Annotated in this window: 16 protein-coding genes; 6 read left to right on the forward strand and 10 right to left on the reverse strand. The window is 51.9% G+C overall.

Going from position 1 to position 17865, the window contains the following annotated elements:
• Positions 1-420 carry a translesion error-prone DNA polymerase V autoproteolytic subunit gene (locus tag OGY10_RS12420; RefSeq protein WP_003833182.1) on the reverse strand — a complete coding sequence of 140 codons (420 nt, stop codon included), beginning with the start codon at positions 418-420 and terminating at the stop codon, positions 1-3.
• Between the two features lie 260 nt (positions 421-680).
• On the opposite strand from OGY10_RS12420, the gene OGY10_RS12425 reads away from it, so the two are divergent.
• Positions 681-1607: a DMT family transporter gene (locus OGY10_RS12425; RefSeq protein ID WP_286576819.1), complete on the forward strand. Its 927-nt coding sequence runs from the start codon at positions 681-683 to the stop codon at positions 1605-1607.
• A 75-nt stretch (positions 1608-1682) separates the two neighbouring features.
• On the opposite strand, the gene cybB is transcribed toward OGY10_RS12425, so the two are convergent.
• Complete coding sequence (gene cybB, locus OGY10_RS12430) at positions 1683-2213, reverse strand: cytochrome b561 (protein WP_008784870.1); 531 nt, start codon at positions 2211-2213, stop codon at positions 1683-1685.
• A gap of 189 nt (positions 2214-2402) precedes the next feature.
• On the opposite strand from cybB, the gene gap reads away from it, so the two are divergent.
• Positions 2403-3404, forward strand: coding sequence for a type I glyceraldehyde-3-phosphate dehydrogenase (gap, locus tag OGY10_RS12435; RefSeq protein WP_008784871.1), 1002 nt, complete (start codon positions 2403-2405; stop codon positions 3402-3404).
• A 126-nt stretch (positions 3405-3530) separates the two neighbouring features.
• Positions 3531-4457 (forward strand): alpha/beta hydrolase, encoded by a 927-nt coding sequence (locus OGY10_RS12440; protein WP_204192504.1) that lies wholly within the window; start codon positions 3531-3533, stop codon positions 4455-4457.
• A gap of 41 nt (positions 4458-4498) precedes the next feature.
• On the opposite strand, the gene aldA is transcribed toward OGY10_RS12440, so the two are convergent.
• From aldA to hrpA, 3 genes are all read right to left on the reverse strand, one after another.
• Entirely contained in the window at positions 4499-5938 is a 1440-nt protein-coding gene (aldA, locus tag OGY10_RS12445; RefSeq protein ID WP_286576821.1) for an aldehyde dehydrogenase, read from the reverse strand.
• Positions 5939-6137: 199 nt separating this feature from the next.
• Positions 6138-6929: a YdcF family protein gene (locus tag OGY10_RS12450; protein ID WP_267965343.1), complete on the reverse strand. Its 792-nt coding sequence runs from the start codon at positions 6927-6929 to the stop codon at positions 6138-6140.
• 85 nt (positions 6930-7014) lie between these two features.
• Complete coding sequence (gene hrpA / locus OGY10_RS12455) at positions 7015-10917, reverse strand: ATP-dependent RNA helicase HrpA (protein WP_286576826.1); 3903 nt, start codon at positions 10915-10917, stop codon at positions 7015-7017.
• Between the two features lie 201 nt (positions 10918-11118).
• Between hrpA and azoR the strand changes: the two genes are divergently transcribed.
• On the forward strand, positions 11119-11724 hold the full coding sequence (azoR, locus tag OGY10_RS12460; RefSeq protein WP_003020341.1) for an FMN-dependent NADH-azoreductase: 606 nt from the start codon (positions 11119-11121) through the stop codon (positions 11722-11724).
• 43 nt (positions 11725-11767) lie between these two features.
• On the opposite strand, the gene OGY10_RS12465 is transcribed toward azoR, so the two are convergent.
• The 4 genes from OGY10_RS12465 to OGY10_RS12480 form a co-directional block, all read right to left on the reverse strand.
• Positions 11768-11959, reverse strand: coding sequence for a hypothetical protein (locus tag OGY10_RS12465; protein ID WP_008784880.1), 192 nt, complete (start codon positions 11957-11959; stop codon positions 11768-11770).
• A gap of 124 nt (positions 11960-12083) precedes the next feature.
• Positions 12084-12410, reverse strand: a complete 327-nt coding sequence (locus OGY10_RS12470; RefSeq protein ID WP_153687401.1) for a YdbL family probable chaperone protein — start codon at positions 12408-12410, stop codon at positions 12084-12086.
• A gap of 7 nt (positions 12411-12417) precedes the next feature.
• Complete coding sequence (locus tag OGY10_RS12475; RefSeq protein ID WP_008784882.1) at positions 12418-12609, reverse strand: YnbE family lipoprotein; 192 nt, start codon at positions 12607-12609, stop codon at positions 12418-12420.
• On the reverse strand, positions 12606-15245 hold the full coding sequence (locus tag OGY10_RS12480; RefSeq protein ID WP_191227145.1) for a YdbH family protein: 2640 nt from the start codon (positions 15243-15245) through the stop codon (positions 12606-12608). The genes OGY10_RS12475 and OGY10_RS12480 overlap by 4 nt, the downstream gene beginning before the upstream one ends.
• Positions 15246-15861: 616 nt before the next feature.
• Here OGY10_RS12480 and OGY10_RS12485 point away from each other — a divergent pair.
• Positions 15862-16851: a 2-hydroxyacid dehydrogenase gene (locus OGY10_RS12485; RefSeq protein ID WP_003833196.1), complete on the forward strand. Its 990-nt coding sequence runs from the start codon at positions 15862-15864 to the stop codon at positions 16849-16851.
• A gap of 112 nt (positions 16852-16963) precedes the next feature.
• On the forward strand, positions 16964-17383 hold the full coding sequence (gene hslJ, locus OGY10_RS12490) for a heat shock protein HslJ (protein ID WP_048216300.1): 420 nt from the start codon (positions 16964-16966) through the stop codon (positions 17381-17383).
• Positions 17384-17396: 13 nt separating this feature from the next.
• On the opposite strand, the gene OGY10_RS12495 is transcribed toward hslJ, so the two are convergent.
• On the reverse strand, positions 17397-17663 hold the full coding sequence (locus tag OGY10_RS12495; RefSeq protein WP_003833199.1) for a putative hemolysin: 267 nt from the start codon (positions 17661-17663) through the stop codon (positions 17397-17399).
• Between the last annotated feature and the right edge of the window lie 202 nt (positions 17664-17865).

Raw genomic sequence — 17865 nt, forward strand, 5'->3', positions numbered from 1 at the left:
TCAGCCCGCGGATTTAATGATAAATGTCACCACGCCAAATATATCCAGCGTGTCCTCGCTGCCGATCATGATCGGCGCGTAGGCGCTGTTCTCTGGCTTCAGCATCACCACCGGATGCAATTGCAGGCGCTTAACGGTGAATTCGCCTTCAATAGCAGCAATCACAATGTCTCCGTGGGCCGCTTTTCTGGCACTGTCGACTACCAGCAAGTCGCCAGCACCGATCCCTGCCCCCATCATGGAGTCGCCAGACGATTTAACAAAATAGGTTGCGCTGGGATGCTGCACCAACAGGTCGTTAAGATCGATACGTTTCTCAACATAATCCTGCGCAGGAGAAGGAAAACCGCAGGGCACGAGATCGCTAAATAGCGGGAAGTGTTTGATTTCGGGGTGTTCTACTGGCTGGAAAAACAACATAATAATCTGCCTCTCATGTAACTGTATTTATATACAGTAGTTTTAATGAGGACAGTGATCAAGTGACAGACGTGGCGAACTGAGCGTTGTTTAACCATCTTGCCGGTAAGCGTTTATGCTATCTGGAAAAATAATTTTCGGTTTTATTCCACAGAGGAAAGTACAAATTTTCGCGACATGTACTCAGCCGGAATGATAACGACTACGGCGCCCTGAAAGCGCGTATAGTGGCGTACTAAAATCATTAAAACGGACACATTATGACCCCCGCAGGGAAAAGTCATCCGCTGGCCATTGGCGGCCTCATCACCTTAACGCTCATCTGGAGCTACTGCTGGATCGCGATGAAACAGGTCACGCACTACATCGGCGCGTTCGACTTTACCGCACTACGCTGTTCTTTTGGCGCATTATTGTTATTCATCGTTCTGTTACTGCGTGGCCGAGGAATGCGCCCGACACCTTTCGGCTATACGTTAGCGATCGCCTTACTACAAACATGCGGCATGGTTGGATTATCACAATGGGCGCTAGTCAGCGGCGGCGCAGGTAAAGTAGCCATACTGAGTTATACCATGCCATTCTGGGTGGTGATTATGGCCGCCATTTTCCTCGGTGAACGCATGCGGCGTTTACAGTATTTCGCCATTGCCGTGGCAGCTGCGGGATTATTGCTGGTTTTACAGCCATGGCAATTGAACTTTGCCTCAATGCAGAGCGCGCTACTGGCGATCCTTTCTGGGATCAGTTGGGGGGCGAGCGCGATTGTCGCCAAGCGAATGTATACCCGCCATCCGAATATCGATCTGTTAGCGTTGACCGCATGGCAGATGCTGTATGCCGCGCTGGTGATGAGCCTGGTGGCCTGGCTGGTTCCACAGCGAGATCCAGACTGGCAACCTGTCGTTTTCTGGGCATTAGCTTATAGCGCCGTGCTGGCGACGGCGCTGGCATGGAGTTTATGGCTGTTTGTGTTGCGTAACTTACCAGCCAGTATTGCCAGCTTAAGTACGCTGGCGGTACCTGTCTGTGGCGTTCTGTTTTCCTGGTGGTTGCTGGGTGAAGAGCCTGGCGTTGTTGAAGGCTGCGGTATTGTGCTGATTGTTGTTGCGCTGGCTATCGTCAGCCTGAAAAAACGCGTCTCCCAGGTTCAAAGCGTACGAAAAGCACCACCCTGCGAAAATTAATCGGCTAAAAAACTGCACCTTACTCAGTTGGATGTCCAACTTTTGGGGTGCAGTCCAATTTTGCGGAGCGTTATATCAGGAGCGTTTACGCGGCATCATGCGCAACAGCGTATTATCCTTCCAGAAATAGTGATGCATCAGGGCGGCAACGGCATGCAGACCAATAACAAAATAACCCAGGTTTGCCAGCGTCACGTGCCAGGACTTCAGCATATCCACTAAATCAAAGTTAGCCTCTGCCGCATGCGGCATAACGATGCCGAATGCAATCCACGGATTACCCCGGTTGTACATCATCACCAGCCCAATAATAGGCAGCACAATAAACAACAGATAGATAACCAGATGCCCCAGATGCGCCATGCCGGTCATCATTGGCTTTGGTTTTGGCACAATCGGCGGTGCCGGATATTTCAGCCTGACCAGCAGACGCGCCACCATCAGCGTTAATATCGTGATACCACAGGATACGTGCACCATGTTGAATAAGGGACGATAGCTGCGCGGGAAAAATCCGCGAAACTCCATGGCGCTATAGGCCACAATAACTAACAAAAAGACCAGCCAGTGAATACCGATTTGCAGGCCAGAATACTTATTCCCCATAACACTTCCTGAATAAAAACAATAATGCGTCAACATAACGGGCTTTTGTTAAAAATTCATTAACTTTTGTTCACCCATTTTCAGTCGCTTACGCTTAACCGCAAGAACCGCTATTGCCGAGGATGCCTGTCTGGACTAAGCCTGGTAAGGAAAATATGTCGTACCGCCTCATCCTGACAGGAGAAAACCATGAGTAAAATTGGCATTAACGGTTTTGGTCGTATCGGTCGTCTGGTATTGCGTCGGCTACTGGAAGTCAAAAGCAACGTGGAGGTTGTGGCCATTAATGACCTCACCTCGCCCAAAATTCTCGCCTATCTGTTAAAGCACGATTCAAACTACGGCCCGTTTCCCTGGAGCATCGACTTTACCGAAGATGCGCTGATTGTCGACGGTAAAAAAATTGCAGTCTACGCAGAAAAAGAGGCCAAAAATATCCCGTGGAAAACCACTGGCGCTGAGATAATCATCGAATGCACCGGTTTTTATACCTCGACAGAAAAAGCCAACGCGCACCTGGATGCAGGTGCCAAAAAAGTGCTGATATCCGCCCCGGCTGGCGACATGAAGACCATTGTCTTTAACGTCAACGACGACACAATGGATGCGAACGATCGGATTATCTCGGTCGCATCGTGCACCACCAACTGCCTGGCACCGATGGCGAAAGCGCTGCACGATAGCTTCGGTATTCAGCTTGGCACTATGACCACCATCCACGCCTACACGGGAACGCAGTCGCTGGTTGATGGTCCACGTGGGAAAGATCTGCGCGCCTCACGGGCAGCAGCAGAGAACATCATTCCCCATACCACTGGTGCCGCCAAGGCCATTGGTCTGGTTATTCCGGCGTTGAGCGGAAAATTAAAAGGCCATGCCCAGCGTGTTCCGGTGAAAACAGGATCTGTCACGGAACTGGTATCGATATTGGGGAAAAAAGTCACTGCTGAAGAGGTCAACAACGCGCTGAAAAAAGCCACGCAAAATAATGAATCATTTGGTTATACCGACGAGGAAATTGTCTCGTCCGATGTCATTGGCTCGCATTTCGGTTCGGTATTTGATGCAACGCAAACCGAAATTACCGAAGTGGGCGATCTGCAACTGGTAAAAACCGTCGCCTGGTACGATAACGAATACGGTTTTGTCACCCAGCTTATTCGTACGCTGGATAAGTTCATCAAGCTCTGATCTTCCGGCGGAGGTCCCCCTCCGCCCTCTTTCATTTCCCGCGAATTCAATACGTTGTGAGTCTCTCCCCGTTTTCAATATATGAACTGTGCTATAGCTAACCTTTGCCACAGAGGGAGCATTGTAATGGAAGCACTGAGTCGTGAAACGTTAGAAAACATGATGGAGCAAGCCGTTGCCCACGCAACCACCGTCTCATTCTGGCCGCAGAGTGAAGCCCCCGGAGCAAAAAACAGCGATGCGGTCTTTACGCCAGAACCCCGACATACAGGAACATCTCAGTATGATCGTGCTGTCACCGGTATACGCGCCCCGGAAATTACCGTTTATGCCCCCGAAAAACCTAACGGCGTAGGGATCCTTGTTACACCGGGAGGTTCTTACCGTCGCGTGGTGATGGATAAAGAAGGCAGCGTACTGGCACCATTCTTTAACGCCCGCGGTTATACCCTGTTTGTGATGACCTACCGCATGCCGGGTGATGGCCATGAGGAAGGTGCAAACGCGCCGCTGGCCGATGCCCAGCGCGCCATGCGCTACATTCGCGCCAACGCCCATGAATGGAAAATTAACCCTGATCGTATCGGTGTGTTGGGCTTTTCTTCCGGTGGTCACGTGGCCGCCAGCCTGGGAACCCGGTTTGCCGAACCGGTTTATACACCGATTGATAGCATAGACGAGCAACCAACGCGTCCTGCGTTCATGGCGTTGGTCTACCCGGTGATTACTCTGCGCGAAGACATCGGTCACCCGGGCTCTCGTCTTGAGCTGGTTGGCGCTACGCCAGAAAAGGAAGATCTGCGCCACTATTCTCTGGAAGAGCGAGTGGATAACACGACACCGCCGACATTCCTGCTACACGCCATCGACGATCCGGCGGTGAAAGTAGAAAACAGCCTGGTTTTCTTTAATGCGCTACGTGGGCTGGGCGTTCCGGTCGAAATGCATCTGTTTGAACGCGGTAAGCACGGGTTTGGTATTCGCGATGCGCAAGGGTTACCGCTGGCCATCTGGCCGGAAATGATGATGAACTGGATTGCCACCAAAGTGTGAGAATTGCGCCGGGTGGCGTACAGGTTCACCCGGCGAAAAACTTAAGACTGCAAATACACTACCTGTGTTTGCAGGTATTCATTCAGACCGTATTTACCATCTGCCCCGCCAATCCCGGACTTGCGCCAGCCAGCGTGGAAGCCCTGCATCGCCTCGAAGTTTTCGCGATTAATATAGGTTTCGCCAAACTTCAGCCCCTTAATCGCCTTCATTGCCGTATTCAGATTCTGCGTATAGATCGATGAGGTCAGTCCGTAGTCGCTGTCATTGGCCATTGTCAGCGCCTGTTCCAGCGTATCAAATGCCACCACCGGCAGCACCGGACCAAACGTCTCCTCGTGCATAATCGCCATATCCTGGCGCACGTCTAACAGTAACGTCGGCGGATAGTAATAACCTTTACCGGCAACGGCTTTACCACCCAGCACCACACGGGCGCCTTCCTGAACCGCTCGCTCGACTTTTTGCTCTACACGCGCCAGCGCAGCGGCATTAATCAGCGGCCCCATCGCAATGTCATTGCGTTCGGCCGGATTGCCAAACTGCACGGCTTTCATCGCCTCACCCAGACGATTAACGAACTGGTCATAGATACCTTTCTGAACGTATACGCGCTCGGCACAGTTGCATACCTGTCCGGTATTGATCACCCGCGAGTCAACAATAGCCTTCACCGCCAGCTCAAGGTCAGCATCGTCCATCACGATAGCCGGGGCCTTGCCACCCAACTCCAGACAAACTTTGGTGATGTTTTTGGCCGCTGCGGCCATAATTTTCTCACCCGCACCGACGCTACCGGTCATGCTCACCATGGCGACCTTCGGGTTTCCGGCCAGCTCCTGCCCGACCGTTTCACCGCGTCCCAGCACCAGGTTAAAGACCCCGCGCGGTAAACCAATGTCATCAACAATTTTGGCAAAGGCGATGGCGTTATTCGGTGTGAATTCACTCGGCTTAACGACGATGGTATTTCCCGTCAGCAAGGCGGGAGCCAGTTTGCGGGCAATCAGGAAAAACGGGAAGTTCCACGGCAGAATGCCCGTCGTCACGCCCAGTGCACGCTTAAACAGCAGGATATTCTCACCCGGACGATCGCTTTGCAGGATCTCGCCTTCATAGCGACGCGCCCACTCCGCCATGTAATCGATATAGTCGGCGGTAAACGCGACTTCAACGTCAGCCAGTTGTTGAATTTTTCCACCTTCCGCCACAATCAACGCGCTGATTTCATCGGCTCGCTGGCGGATACCTGCAGAAATTTTGCGTAACCAGTTTGCCCGTTCAATGGCAGGCAACGCTTCCCATTGCGGCTGAGCGCGATCCGCGGCATCGATCGCTTTACGCGCGTCTTCGGCACGCCCATCGGGAATACGCGAGATAATCTCTTCCGTGGCCGGATTGACGACATCAATCCAGGCGTCATCGTGCCAGGTCACAAACTGCCCATCGATATACATAGGATGTTGTACGGGTACTGACATGCGGCTCTCCTGTGATTGATTTGTTTTTAACAAGTAAAACTATTGTTAATTAATATCAATCATGCATGACGCATTATCGCTGGAGTGGCGGTTCTGTGAACTGCTTCATAAAAGCGTCTGGAAAAGTGATGATGAAGAGAAAAAACGGGTGGGCTTTCTGCCCGTTTGCCGTAAAACGCCGACAAACGGGCAGCAAGAATTACAGAGAACGGCTCTCCAGTAAGTCGGTCAGCGCGGTATCATTTTTTAGCTGCTGCCAGGCTTGCTCGACGTCCTGAGGAATATCGACATGTACGATAAAATCGTGTCCACAGGGCCCGTAGCCGGTTGCATCATCACGCAGACGCGGAAGTTCACCGGTAATGAGAGAAAGATAGCGTTCTACCGACCACAGACCTTCTGCGGCGGGCACAAAATCCACGCCGTTGTGCTGTTGGGCCAGTTCAGGGATGAAACCAGGGAAACTCAACCAGCGCGGCGCATGCGGTTCATCGCGGGTGACGCGCTGAAACGTGGCCATTGTGCGGCGTTGCATAGTGGGATCCTGCACCACAATGACGGTATGAATACTTTCTGCCGCCTGATTCAGTAATGCACAGCTAAACCGGGCATTCTCACCGCAGTTTGTCGACTGATCTTCCACCCAAATTTTCTCACCCGGAATTTGCCAGAACTGGTGAGCAATATCGGCAAGGATCGCCGCTTCCGCGCGTCCGGTAGTACGAATGATGCTATAACGCGGATGCTGGGCAATCGCATCATACAGAAAGCGCGTGGAATGACCGATACCACCGCTAATCAGCAAGGGAACCTGTTGCTCTTTCGCGATCCGACAGGCGGCGTCGATGGTAGGAATAACCGCGTTTCCTGCCAGAATCACGCAATCTGACTGAACGGTGATATTCCCCGTAAAATCATTCTGCGCCAGCCATCGCCCTACGGTATTGATAGCCGCAAGGGTGGTTGCGGAAAGTGTCGGAAACTGACTCATATTGATGACTCCTGGTGTTTATCTTTACCGGGTACAGATGCCGGATGGCGGCTACGCTTCATCCGGCCTACGGCCCTGTACCGATTTATCCCGAAATCTGCTCCATCGCCTGCAGAATACGTTTATCGGAGATCGGATACGGCGTACCAAGCTGCTGGGCAAAATAGCTGACGCGCAGCTCTTCTATCATCCAGCGGATCTCTTTGACATCGGCATCTTGACGGCGCGCGGGAGGCAGTTTATTGAACCACTGCTGCCAGGCCTGCTGCACACTGTCCACTTTCAGCATCTGTGCACGGTCACGGTGCGGGTCGATAGCCAGTTTTTCCAGACGTTTTTCAATAGCCTGCAAATAACGCAACGTATCGCCCAAGCGTTTGAAACCATTGCCGGTAACAAACCCGCGATACACCAGTCCGCCCATTTGCGATTTGATATCCGCGAGACCCAGCGCCATGGTCATATCCACACGCCCTTTCAGACGTTTATTGATATTAAACACTGCGGTCAGGATCTGTTCGACCTGCTTCGCAATCTCCACCACCGTATCGTTCAGTTCAGCCCGCACTTTTTCATGCAGAGCGGTAAAGCCTTCTTCAGTCCACACCGGGCCACCGTTGGCGTCAATTAACTGATCCACACCGCAGGAGATACAGTCGTCAATCAAATCCAGAACTTTACCGTATGGGTTAAAGTACAGCCCCAGCTTGGCTTTATTGGGCAGCTTCTCGTGCAAGTATTTGATTGGCGAAGGAATATTCAGCAGCAACAGGCGGCGTAAACCGCACCACATCGCCTGCTGTTGTTCCAACGGATTATCAAACAGTTTGATGGCAACGCTGTCACGCTCATCGACCAGCGCCGGCCACGCTTTCACCTTATAGTTACCGCGTTTTTGTTCGTAACTTTCCGGAAGTTGACCGAAGCTCCAGATGTGCAACCCACTCTGTTCGATGCCGTCATCGGCCACCGCAGACAATGTTTCCTGAACTTTACCCTTCAGCGCATCCTTCAAATCTTGCAGCGAACGCCCTTCCTGTAGCTTCTTATTTTTATCATCCACCACCCGGAAGGTGATTTTTAGGTGATCGGGCACCTGATCCCAGTGCCAGTCTTCACGGTCAACGGTAACGCCGGTCATGCGGCGCAGTTCACGCTCCAGCGAGTCCAGCAGCGGCAGTTCCAGCGGTGTGACGCGGCCTAAAAACGCTTCCGCATAGTTCGGCGCGGGCACAAAGTTGCGTCGTACCGGTTTTGGCAACGACTTAATCAGGGCGATCACCAGTTCGCGGCGCAGCCCCGGGATTTGCCATTCAAAACCGCTCTCTTCGATCTGATTAAGCAGCGGGAGTGGAATATGTACGGTCACACCGTCCGCATCGGCTCCAGGTTCGAACTGGTAGCTCAGGCGCAGCTTAAGGTTACCCTGATGCCAGAAGTTCGGATAATCCAGCTTACTGATTTTCTCCGCACCCTCTTTGATGAGCATGCTCTTTTCAAAGTTGAGCAGATCCGGTGTTTCACGGCTGACCTTTTTCCACCAGCTATCAAAGTGACGAGCAGAAACCACGTCATGGCTGATGCGTTGGTCGTAAAACTCAAACAGCGTCTCATCATCGACCAGAATGTCGCGACGGCGTGATTTGTGCTCTAACTCTTCCACTTCAGCCCGTAACTTCAGATTGTCACGGAAAAACGCATGGCGCGTTTGCCAGTCGCCTTCCACCAGCGCATGACGAATGAACAGTTCACGCGACAACGCGGGATCGATCTGGCTGTAATTCACCTTACGGGCCGCAACAATCGGTAAGCCGTAGACAGTGACTTTTTCTGTCGCCATCACAGCACCCTGCGCGCGTTCCCAGTGCGGTTCACTGTATGAACGTTTGATCAGATGCTGGGCTACCGGCTCCACCCATTCGGGATCGATACGCGCGGCAATACGTCCCCACAGGCGGCTGGTTTCCACCAGCTCCGCGACCATCGTCCACTTCGGCGGTTTTTTGAATAAACCTGAACCCGGGAAGATCGAGAAGCGAGCGTTACGCGCCCCGGTAAACTCCTGTTTATCGGTATCTTTCATCCCGATGTGCGACAGTAAACCGGTCAGCAACGCGACGTGGATCTCCCGATATTCAGCGGGTTCGCTGTTGACCGGAATACCCAACTCTTTCACCACCTGGCGCAGTTGCGTGTAGATATCCTGCCACTCACGCACGCGCAGGTAGTTCAGAAAATCAAGTTTGCACTGGCGACGGAACTGGTTTGACGACAGCGCTTTTTGCTGCTCGCCGAGATAGTTCCACAGGTTCACAAATGCAAGAAAATCAGACTCTTTGTCATGGAAGCGGCGGTGCTTCTCGTCGGAAGCCTGCTGCTTGTCCATCGGGCGCTCGCGCGGATCCTGAATGGACAGCGCTGAGGTAATGATCATCGCTTCGCGCACACAACCATGTTTTTGCGCTTCCAGCACCATTCGCGCCAGCCGTGGGTCCACCGGAAGTTGCGACAGCTGACGGCCCAACGGCGTTAACTTGTATGCGGTTGCCTGTTCGTCGGTGGTTATCGCCCCCAGCTCTTCGAGCAGGCGTACACCGTCCTGAATATTGCGCTTATCCGGCGCTTCAATAAACGGGAACGCCGCGATATCGCCCAGCCCCAACGCGGTCATCTGCAAAATAACGGATGCCAGGTTGGTACGCAGGATCTCCGGGTCGGTAAACTCCGGGCGCGACAGGAAATCGTCTTCGGAATACAGACGAATACAGATCCCTTCCGAAACACGACCGCAGCGACCTTTACGCTGGTTAGCAGAGGCCTGCGACACCGGTTCAATCGGCAAGCGCTGAACTTTGGTGCGGTAACTGTAACGGCTGATACGCGCGGTGCCCGGGTCAATTACGTATTTGATTCCCGGAACGGTCAGCGACGTTTCCGCCACGTTGGTCGCCAGCACGATACGGCGACCGCTGTGCGACTGGAACACGCGGTTCTGTTCGCTGTTTGAAAGACGCGCATACAGCGGTAGCACTTCGGTATGGCGCAAATCCAGCTTATTCAGCGCATCGGCGGTATCGCGAATTTCACGTTCGCCGCTCATGAAGATCAGAATGTCGCCAGGCCCTTCACGCCCCAGTTCATCTACGGCATCAAAAATTGCCTGCAGTTGGTCACGCTCAGTGTCATCTGCATCTTCAACAATTGGACGATAGCGCACTTCCACCGGATACGTTCGGCCGGAGACTTCGATAATCGGCGCGTTATTGAAATGCTTTGAAAAACGTTCAGGATCGATGGTCGCCGAAGTGATGATAATTTTTAGATCCGGGCGACGCGGTAGAAGTTCTTTCAGATAGCCGAGTAGAAAATCGATATTCAGACTGCGTTCATGCGCTTCATCGATGATGATGGTGTCGTACTGCATTAGCAGCCGATCCTGTTGGATTTCTGCCAGCAGGATACCGTCCGTCATCAGCTTGACCATGGTGTTATCACTGACATGATCGCTGAAACGAACCTTATAACCGATACAGCCGCCCGGCTCGGTCTGCAGCTCTTCCGCAATACGGTTCGCCACGGTGCGCGCCGCCAGACGGCGCGGCTGGGTATGGCCTATCAGCCCTTTTACCCCGCGCCCCAGTTCCATACATATTTTGGGTAACTGGGTGGTTTTCCCCGAACCGGTCTCACCGGCGACAATCACCACCTGATGGTCGCGAATAGCCTCCAGAATATCCTGTTTTTTCTGGCTGACGGGCAGGTTTTCCGGGTAGCTAATTTCCGGACGCGCCGCTTCACGCAGCACAACTTTACCGGCTGCCAGCTCAATCTCTTTCGCCATCTCCTGGTAAATGGCCTGTTGTGCATCAGGATTTTTAACCTTCTTCACACCGTGCAGGCGGCGGGCAAAACGCTGTCTGTCACGCAGCATCAGTGAGTCCAGCTGTTGCTGCAACATGTTGAAGGTTAATTTTTGTTGTTCTGTCATAGCGTTAAAAGGCAGTGCTCTGCCGGGTTAAATCTCTTTTAGATGATGGGTATAGAGTACCACATCGGCGCTTTTCATGTGTTGTTCAATAATTTCGAACATAGGATTCGATATATTGCGCTATCACTGCGACAGGATTGTGAATAAAGTGTCAACAAGCAACGGGGCACTACCCCTTCAAACACATAAAAGGAAACACCCATGAGCAAGGTATTAGTTCTTAAATCCAGTATTCTGGCAGGGTACTCTCAGTCTGGTCAGTTGTCTGATTATTTTGTTGAACAGTGGCGTGAAAAGCACTCTGCTGATGAAATCACTGTCCGCGACCTGGCTGCAAATCCTGTACCGGTACTGGATGGCGAACTGGTGGGTGCGATGCGCCCGAGCGATACACCGCTGACGCCGCGTCAGCAAGAAGCGCTGGCGCTGTCCGATGAGCTGATTGCTGAGCTGAAAGCGCATGATGTGATTGTTATCGCCGCGCCGATGTACAACTTCAACATCCCAACGCAGCTGAAAAACTACTTTGACCTGATTGCCCGTGCAGGTGTGACTTTCCGTTATACCGAGAAAGGCCCGGAAGGTCTGGTGACAGGTAAACGCGCGGTGGTGCTGACCAGTCGTGGTGGTATCCATAAAGACACACCAACCGACCTGATCACGCCGTACCTGAACGTATTCCTGGGCTTTATCGGCATCACCGACGTGAATGTCGTCTTTGCTGAAGGTATTGCTTACGGCCCGGAAGTAGCGTCTAAAGCACAGTCTGATGCGAAAGCCGCTATCGACAGCGTGGTAGCTGCCTGATAATTCCCCCTCTCACCATCCGGTGGGAGGGTTTCTCCGACACTTACTTCTTTCCCTGCATTTGTATCTGTTTGCCGTGAATGCGATTGATATCACGCCAGATGGTTGCATAATCCCTGCATTTCGCCAGATTCTCTTCCCAACAATGAAGCAAAAACTGTTCAGGCTCCGCGACATCCCGGCTTAACAGTTTGAATACCCAACGATTCCAGACATACCACTTGAGAAGCCACATGATTTCACCCCACGACGCGACCGGTGTTGGACTATACCAACATCCATTTTATGCCGTGTGGCAACTATTGCGATGTCGATGAATAATCCAGCGTCGTGTCCCTCTGGCTGTGTGAAAAAGCGATTTACTCTTTTCTCAACCACTTACCATTTATACCCTGCACGTACTCTCCCGGTTTAGCGCGAGCAACCAGCTTTTGCCCGGCCATTTTTGCCACTTCATCTGGCGGAATATTATTGCTCTCAGCCAGTTGCTGATAGCTGGCGTGGCGCGCTTTATTAATCTCACTCACCAGCGCCTGCGTTTCGGCATCGGTTTTCAATGCAACCAGATAGCCATTGAGCGTTTCCCCTACTCGCCCCTGAGTTCTGGCTTCATTCAGGGTCAATGCCCACGCATTGCTGCAGAGTAAACTCAGGACGACCAGCGCCACTGCAAACTGTTTTCTCATCATGACCTCAGAACAAATCGCTGCGCGATTTCAATAAACTTTCGACGTCTTTATCAACTTTGATATGGATCTCATGCTCGATTTTGACGTTCATATTAATGGTGATGGGCTCTTTTGGCGCAGCCACTTCGATTCTGGGAGTACACCCTACCAGCAGAGATGAAGTCAGCAGACCCAGCATGGCAGCTATCGTTTTCATTGTTGTTCCTCACATTCCTTGCCTTCCGGGCAATGGGTTTCCGGCAGCGCTGCATTTTGTTCAAGCCATGCCTGTAAATTGTCGCCAAAACGCAAACTGCGCCATAGCGTAAAGACGTTTTCCTCGTGGGTATAATTCAAATTAACCGTACCTACTTTGCCATCTACCCGACTATTGCCAGTCACGGTTGACTGCATGGTTAAGACACCGAGGTTATCCAGATTTATTTTCGTCCACGAATGGCTTATTTCCATATAACGCAGCCAGTTAATGGCCGCCCCCGCCGCCATGTTATCTTTGACGACCGCATCCGCTGTGTCCTTATCAATACGCAACGTCATCGGCCCTGGATTAGTCAACCAGCCGTCTTTAATGATCCATTTTTCGTTGTCCAGCCATAATGGTAACGCACCACTGACCGGGCCAGACATGGCGAACTGTTTGGGGTTAACCGCACTGATAAGCTCGCTGGAAGAGATATTCTGCACCCGCAATAAGGCCGGGTCGTGCTGCGGCATCCGCAGTTGCTGCATGATGATTTTGCCACCCAGCAGGTCGGCACTGACATCGCTCAACAGTAACGGGTTGTTTTCGCTCCAGGGGTACGCCCCCTGCAGATCGGCGGCGATATTCTTCACCGTCACCTGATTCACCACTTCCGCAATACGCAGTGAAATAGGTCCACGCGTACCCAGTTGCCATGCGCCTTCACTGAACCGGAAAGGCAATACAAAATCGACACCGTTGATTTGGTTATCGGGCATCCAGGCGCTACCGCCTTTTAACACCCCATGACCGCCTGCTTCAAAGCCCTGCTCCGGGGCTGCCGAAAACGCGACCTGCGCATACAGATCACCTTCACGTAGCTTCATTTTCCAGTCAGGTGGAACCAGAGGTTGGAATACGGTGAGCGATTGTTTTGGCCACCATGCCTGTCCGCGCAGACGGATACCGTCCCAACGACCATTCAGCTGTACGGGCCCAATCGCCCCCGCGTGAAGCTGGCCTTTGAACTGGAAAATTGTCGGATCGCTACCTTCCACGCTGAACTTCAGCGTCGATGGTGGTAACACGCTTCCCCCGGTGAAGGTGGTGTTCCCTGCGTCCAGCGACAGCGCGCCGCTAAATCTCGGTTTGGTTGCATCCCGCACCCAAACTATCGGTTCGTCCATCACCAGACGCGGATTTTCCACCTTCATCGTGCCGTATTGCAGATGATCAAATCCGGTAGAAAGATCAAATAGCTTCAGGGTGTTGTCATGCCATTCTCCCTTACCCGCTACGTCCCAACGGGCATGCATCGGCGTAAAGCTGCCTTCCCCCCAATATCGCCACTGCCAACGACCGGCATCAGGAAGAAAATCATTTGCCAGGCCATCCAGATGCAGTTCAAAGCCCCCCATCTGGTTTTCATGCGCACGTAAAATAGCCTGCAGACGCCCATCCACACCACGTTGCGTGACTTTTACGCCTGCCAGCGGCCAGCGAATCTCGTCAATATCCAGCGAATCAATCACCCTCCCACGTGAGCGCAGCAGCGCTCCTGGCTCAAAAGCCAATTGCGGATCGTTCAGACTTCCAGTGAGTCTGGCGGGTAATTTCGCGTAGAAGATCAGATCGCCCTGTTTCGCTTCACCGGTCAACTGTAGCGGCATATCGCTACTATCCATGCCAAGCTTACCTGGCCCCAGCGTTAATACGGCGTTTCCTTTACCGGCATCGCCATGCGTCAGAATGTTCAGACGCCCGCTCACCACCGCGTTTTCCAGTCCGGCCTGCCAGTTTTCAACTTTCATGCCCAGCCGGCCACTTAACGGGAATCCCTGATAAGGCCAGTTCCAGCGTCCGTCGCTGATGGTCAGTTGCTGGCGTGTTATTTCCCACGGAAGGTCAAGCAGCGGATCGGCATTATCCCGCGCCATGACGATCAGTTGTCCGCTGTTTTGTTGCCACTCCAGTTCGGCGTCCACAAGCGTAGGTTCTTGCGGCAAACTTAACGTCGCAACCGCATGACCGCTTACCGGTAGTCCATCGGGCACCAGTGGCATAGTAAATTCACCGACCAGTCTTACCGGCGGCTGGCCTTCAAATGCCGCAACATCCAGCTCCGTTACCGTGAGGTTTTGCCCGTGCAAACGCCCCTGAAATTTAACTTTTTCACCCTGGTAACGCAGCTGTTGAGTAGCGGGAGTGAGCGAGAGTGACAGTTTTCCCTGCCATTCCTGCCATGGAGAAAGAATAAGTTTGTCGATGTTAATCCAGGTATTGGGCAGCATTGACTGCCATTCAGCCAGCGTTTTAGGCGCTGCTGGCGACGGCTCTGCCTGCGGCAATTTGGCCAGGCAAGCTGAATCCAACTCAATGGTCCCGACATTCAGCGACCAGCGGCTGGGGTGAGACAGATCCGCCTGAGTGATGCGTGCTAGTGGGCAATCTTCAACAAGATAGCGGAGTTCAGGTATATGCAACCCATGCCGTGTCAGCCGCGGGCTCTCATCCAGCGCGATGCGTGTTCCAACGGGTAACCAGATACCCACCAACGTAGGCACCCACAGGCCAAGCGTCATCACTAGCGTCAGCGGCACGAGAATCAATAATAAGAGGAGTGCCAGAACGGCTTTATATTTACCCTTCATGGGTAGTTAATATCCTGATTTAGCAAAAATTTAAGCCGGTTTAGGCCTGTATTGTGGCATGTTTAACTGGATATGCCCACATTAAGGATAGATAACCGATTTATAGGCACGCTGTTACACGTGCCGTCGGGGATATTAAGATTCAGACTCAATGAGGCCTCAGTTGTCCATCGCTATGTTTAGGTCCGATACGACCTGCTTCTATCAGAATTTCCTCAATGAGTTCTTCGAGGCACTCCCTACCATGATGATCGCAGACCAGATGTACCTGCCGGGAAATCTCATCAGGTTTCATACCATCGCATAATGCCGCCTTGAGCATTAGAGTGGCCCATCGTTTTGCTTCAGAGTGAGTCAGCATAACCCCTCCCGATAATTGCTACCTGTATAAGCGTAGCTGTCCGGATGTGATTCGGCTGGCTTTTTACCTGCCGCGATATTCGGGTGTTGAGTTGGATAGAAAAATATCCAGTTGTTGAAATTGTGTAACCTGCCCACACTAACAACAGATACGCTGAAATTATTCATTACGCCTATGACTATCAATAACTTTTTAGATTTTGTAAAATAATTTGAATTGGATTAATGTGACGTCAAAATCACTGGAGAAAGTCTTATGAAACTCGCCATCTATAGTACAAAACAGTACGACAAGAAGTATCTGCAGCAGGTTAACGAGGCTTTTGGTTTTGAACTTGAATTCTTTGACTTTCTGTTGACGGAAAAAACAGCGAAAACCGCCCATGGCTGTGAAGCTGTGTGTATTTTCGTCAACGACGATGGCAGCCGCCCCGTTCTGGAAGAACTGAAAAAGCATGGCGTGAAATACATTGCGCTGCGTTGTGCCGGGTTCAATAACGTCGATCTCGACGCAGCAAAAGAGCTGGGTCTGCAGGTGGTGCGTGTTCCAGCTTATTCACCAGAGGCCGTCGCTGAGCATGCGATTGGCATGATGATGACGCTGAATCGCCGAATTCACCGCGCCTACCAGCGTACCCGTGATGCCAACTTCTCTCTTGAGGGGCTGACCGGTTTTACTATGTATGGCAAAACCGCTGGGGTGATCGGTACCGGTAAAATCGGTATTGCTGCACTGCGGATCCTGAAAGGTTTTGGTATGCGTCTGCTGGCGTTCGATCCTTATCCGAGCGCTGCTGCGCTGGAGTTAGGCGTTGAATATGTCGATCTTAAAACGCTGTTTGCCGAGTCAGATGTCATCTCTCTGCACTGCCCGTTAACACCGGAGAATTATCATCTGCTCAATCACGAAGCCTTTGAGCAAATGAAAAACGGCGTGATGGTCATTAACACCAGTCGTGGTGCATTGATCGACTCACAAGCCGCTATCGATGCGCTGAAAAACCAGAAAATTGGTTCTCTGGGTATGGACGTGTACGAGAACGAACGCGATCTATTCTTTGAAGATAAATCCAATGACGTCATTCAGGATGATGTGTTCCGTCGTCTGTCAGCCTGTCATAACGTGTTGTTCACCGGACATCAGGCGTTCCTGACAGCTGAAGCGTTGACCAGTATTTCTGAGACTACGCTACAGAATCTGGCCCAAATCTCCAAAGGCGAGACCTGTCCAAACGCCCTCTTCTAATTCCTGTGCTCCCCTGGCGTCAGGGGAGCATTTTCAGATAATCACCGATGATAAAACAGTCAGTATCATTATTATATTGAATGTATTCCCGTCACAAACGTAGAGAAATTTAATGAAGAAAGTTGTCACGTTGATTGCGCTCAGCATGCTGATGGCTGGCTGTGTGAGCAATGGAAAAGTTTCCGTCAATCGCGAACAGTTGCAGCATCATCGCTTCGTTTTGCAAAGCGTGAATGGTAAAGCCGTCACCGCCACCAACAACCCACCTGAGTTAAGTTTTGGCGAAAACATGACGGTATCAGGAAAGATGTGTAATCAATTCCACGGCCAGGGCAAGCTGTCCGACGGTGAGTTGAAGGTAAAAGATATGGCGATGACGCGTATGATGTGCGCCGATCCACAGCTTAACGCGCTCGACGGGATCGTCAGCGAAATGTTTAAGCAAGGCGCACAGGTCGATCTGACTGCTGACCAGTTAACGCTGGCGACAGCAGAACAAACGCTGACGTATAAACTCGCGGATTTAATGTAGGAAACGTGGTGGCTTAATAGCTCCCACAACTTCCGGCGGCAAGCGACTGCTCACTACAGCGTTTGCCGTTGGGTAGCGCACACATCCCGATAGCAGAACCATCCAGTTGACGAGCAACAGAGAGCGAACCGCCAATCATGGCGCAATTAGCTTCTCCTGAACTGGACATTGCTGCCTTCATGCCCGGTGCGACATGCGCGGCGGTTGCCTGCTGAACAGGTTCGCTGCTACAAGCCGATAATAATAACGCGGCACATCCTACCCAAAACGCTGCGCGCATCTTACTCCCCTCTGAATATTAACCAAACGACACAGCCATAAATAATAGGCAGCGGAAACACCGCCGTCGAGAGGCAAAATACGCATTTATGCGTACTGTTTACATTTTCTGGCAATTTTTTGCCTGCTCCTTTGATCAAACCATTCATTCTGTTTATTCCAGGGACACAAAAGCGAAAATCTGTCTTTAGCGCTTTTGCTAA

The organism is Citrobacter sp. Cpo148, from assembly GCF_030332375.1.
In the GTDB taxonomy this organism is placed as follows: Bacteria; Pseudomonadota; Gammaproteobacteria; order Enterobacterales; family Enterobacteriaceae; genus Citrobacter; species Citrobacter portucalensis.

Excerpts from the sequence above, each read along its gene's own strand:
- OGY10_RS12420 (WP_003833182.1), bottom strand. The coding sequence starts at position 420 with ATGTTGTTTTTCCAGCCAGTAGAACACCCCGAAATCAAACACTTCCCG.
- OGY10_RS12425 (WP_286576819.1), top strand. The coding sequence starts at position 681 with ATGACCCCCGCAGGGAAAAGTCATCCGCTGGCCATTGGCGGCCTCATC.
- cybB (WP_008784870.1), bottom strand. The coding sequence starts at position 2,213 with ATGGGGAATAAGTATTCTGGCCTGCAAATCGGTATTCACTGGCTGGTC.
- gap (WP_008784871.1), top strand. The coding sequence starts at position 2,403 with ATGAGTAAAATTGGCATTAACGGTTTTGGTCGTATCGGTCGTCTGGTA.
- OGY10_RS12440 (WP_204192504.1), top strand. The coding sequence starts at position 3,531 with ATGGAAGCACTGAGTCGTGAAACGTTAGAAAACATGATGGAGCAAGCC.
- aldA (WP_286576821.1), bottom strand. The coding sequence starts at position 5,938 with ATGTCAGTACCCGTACAACATCCTATGTATATCGATGGGCAGTTTGTG.
- OGY10_RS12450 (WP_267965343.1), bottom strand. The coding sequence starts at position 6,929 with ATGAGTCAGTTTCCGACACTTTCCGCAACCACCCTTGCGGCTATCAAT.
- hrpA (WP_286576826.1), bottom strand. The coding sequence starts at position 10,917 with ATGACAGAACAACAAAAATTAACCTTCAACATGTTGCAGCAACAGCTG.
- azoR (WP_003020341.1), top strand. The coding sequence starts at position 11,119 with ATGAGCAAGGTATTAGTTCTTAAATCCAGTATTCTGGCAGGGTACTCT.
- OGY10_RS12465 (WP_008784880.1), bottom strand. The coding sequence starts at position 11,959 with ATGTGGCTTCTCAAGTGGTATGTCTGGAATCGTTGGGTATTCAAACTG.
- OGY10_RS12470 (WP_153687401.1), bottom strand. The coding sequence starts at position 12,410 with ATGAGAAAACAGTTTGCAGTGGCGCTGGTCGTCCTGAGTTTACTCTGC.
- OGY10_RS12475 (WP_008784882.1), bottom strand. The coding sequence starts at position 12,609 with ATGAAAACGATAGCTGCCATGCTGGGTCTGCTGACTTCATCTCTGCTG.
- OGY10_RS12480 (WP_191227145.1), bottom strand. The coding sequence starts at position 15,245 with ATGAAGGGTAAATATAAAGCCGTTCTGGCACTCCTCTTATTATTGATT.
- OGY10_RS12485 (WP_003833196.1), top strand. The coding sequence starts at position 15,862 with ATGAAACTCGCCATCTATAGTACAAAACAGTACGACAAGAAGTATCTG.
- hslJ (WP_048216300.1), top strand. The coding sequence starts at position 16,964 with ATGAAGAAAGTTGTCACGTTGATTGCGCTCAGCATGCTGATGGCTGGC.
- OGY10_RS12495 (WP_003833199.1), bottom strand. The coding sequence starts at position 17,663 with ATGCGCGCAGCGTTTTGGGTAGGATGTGCCGCGTTATTATTATCGGCT.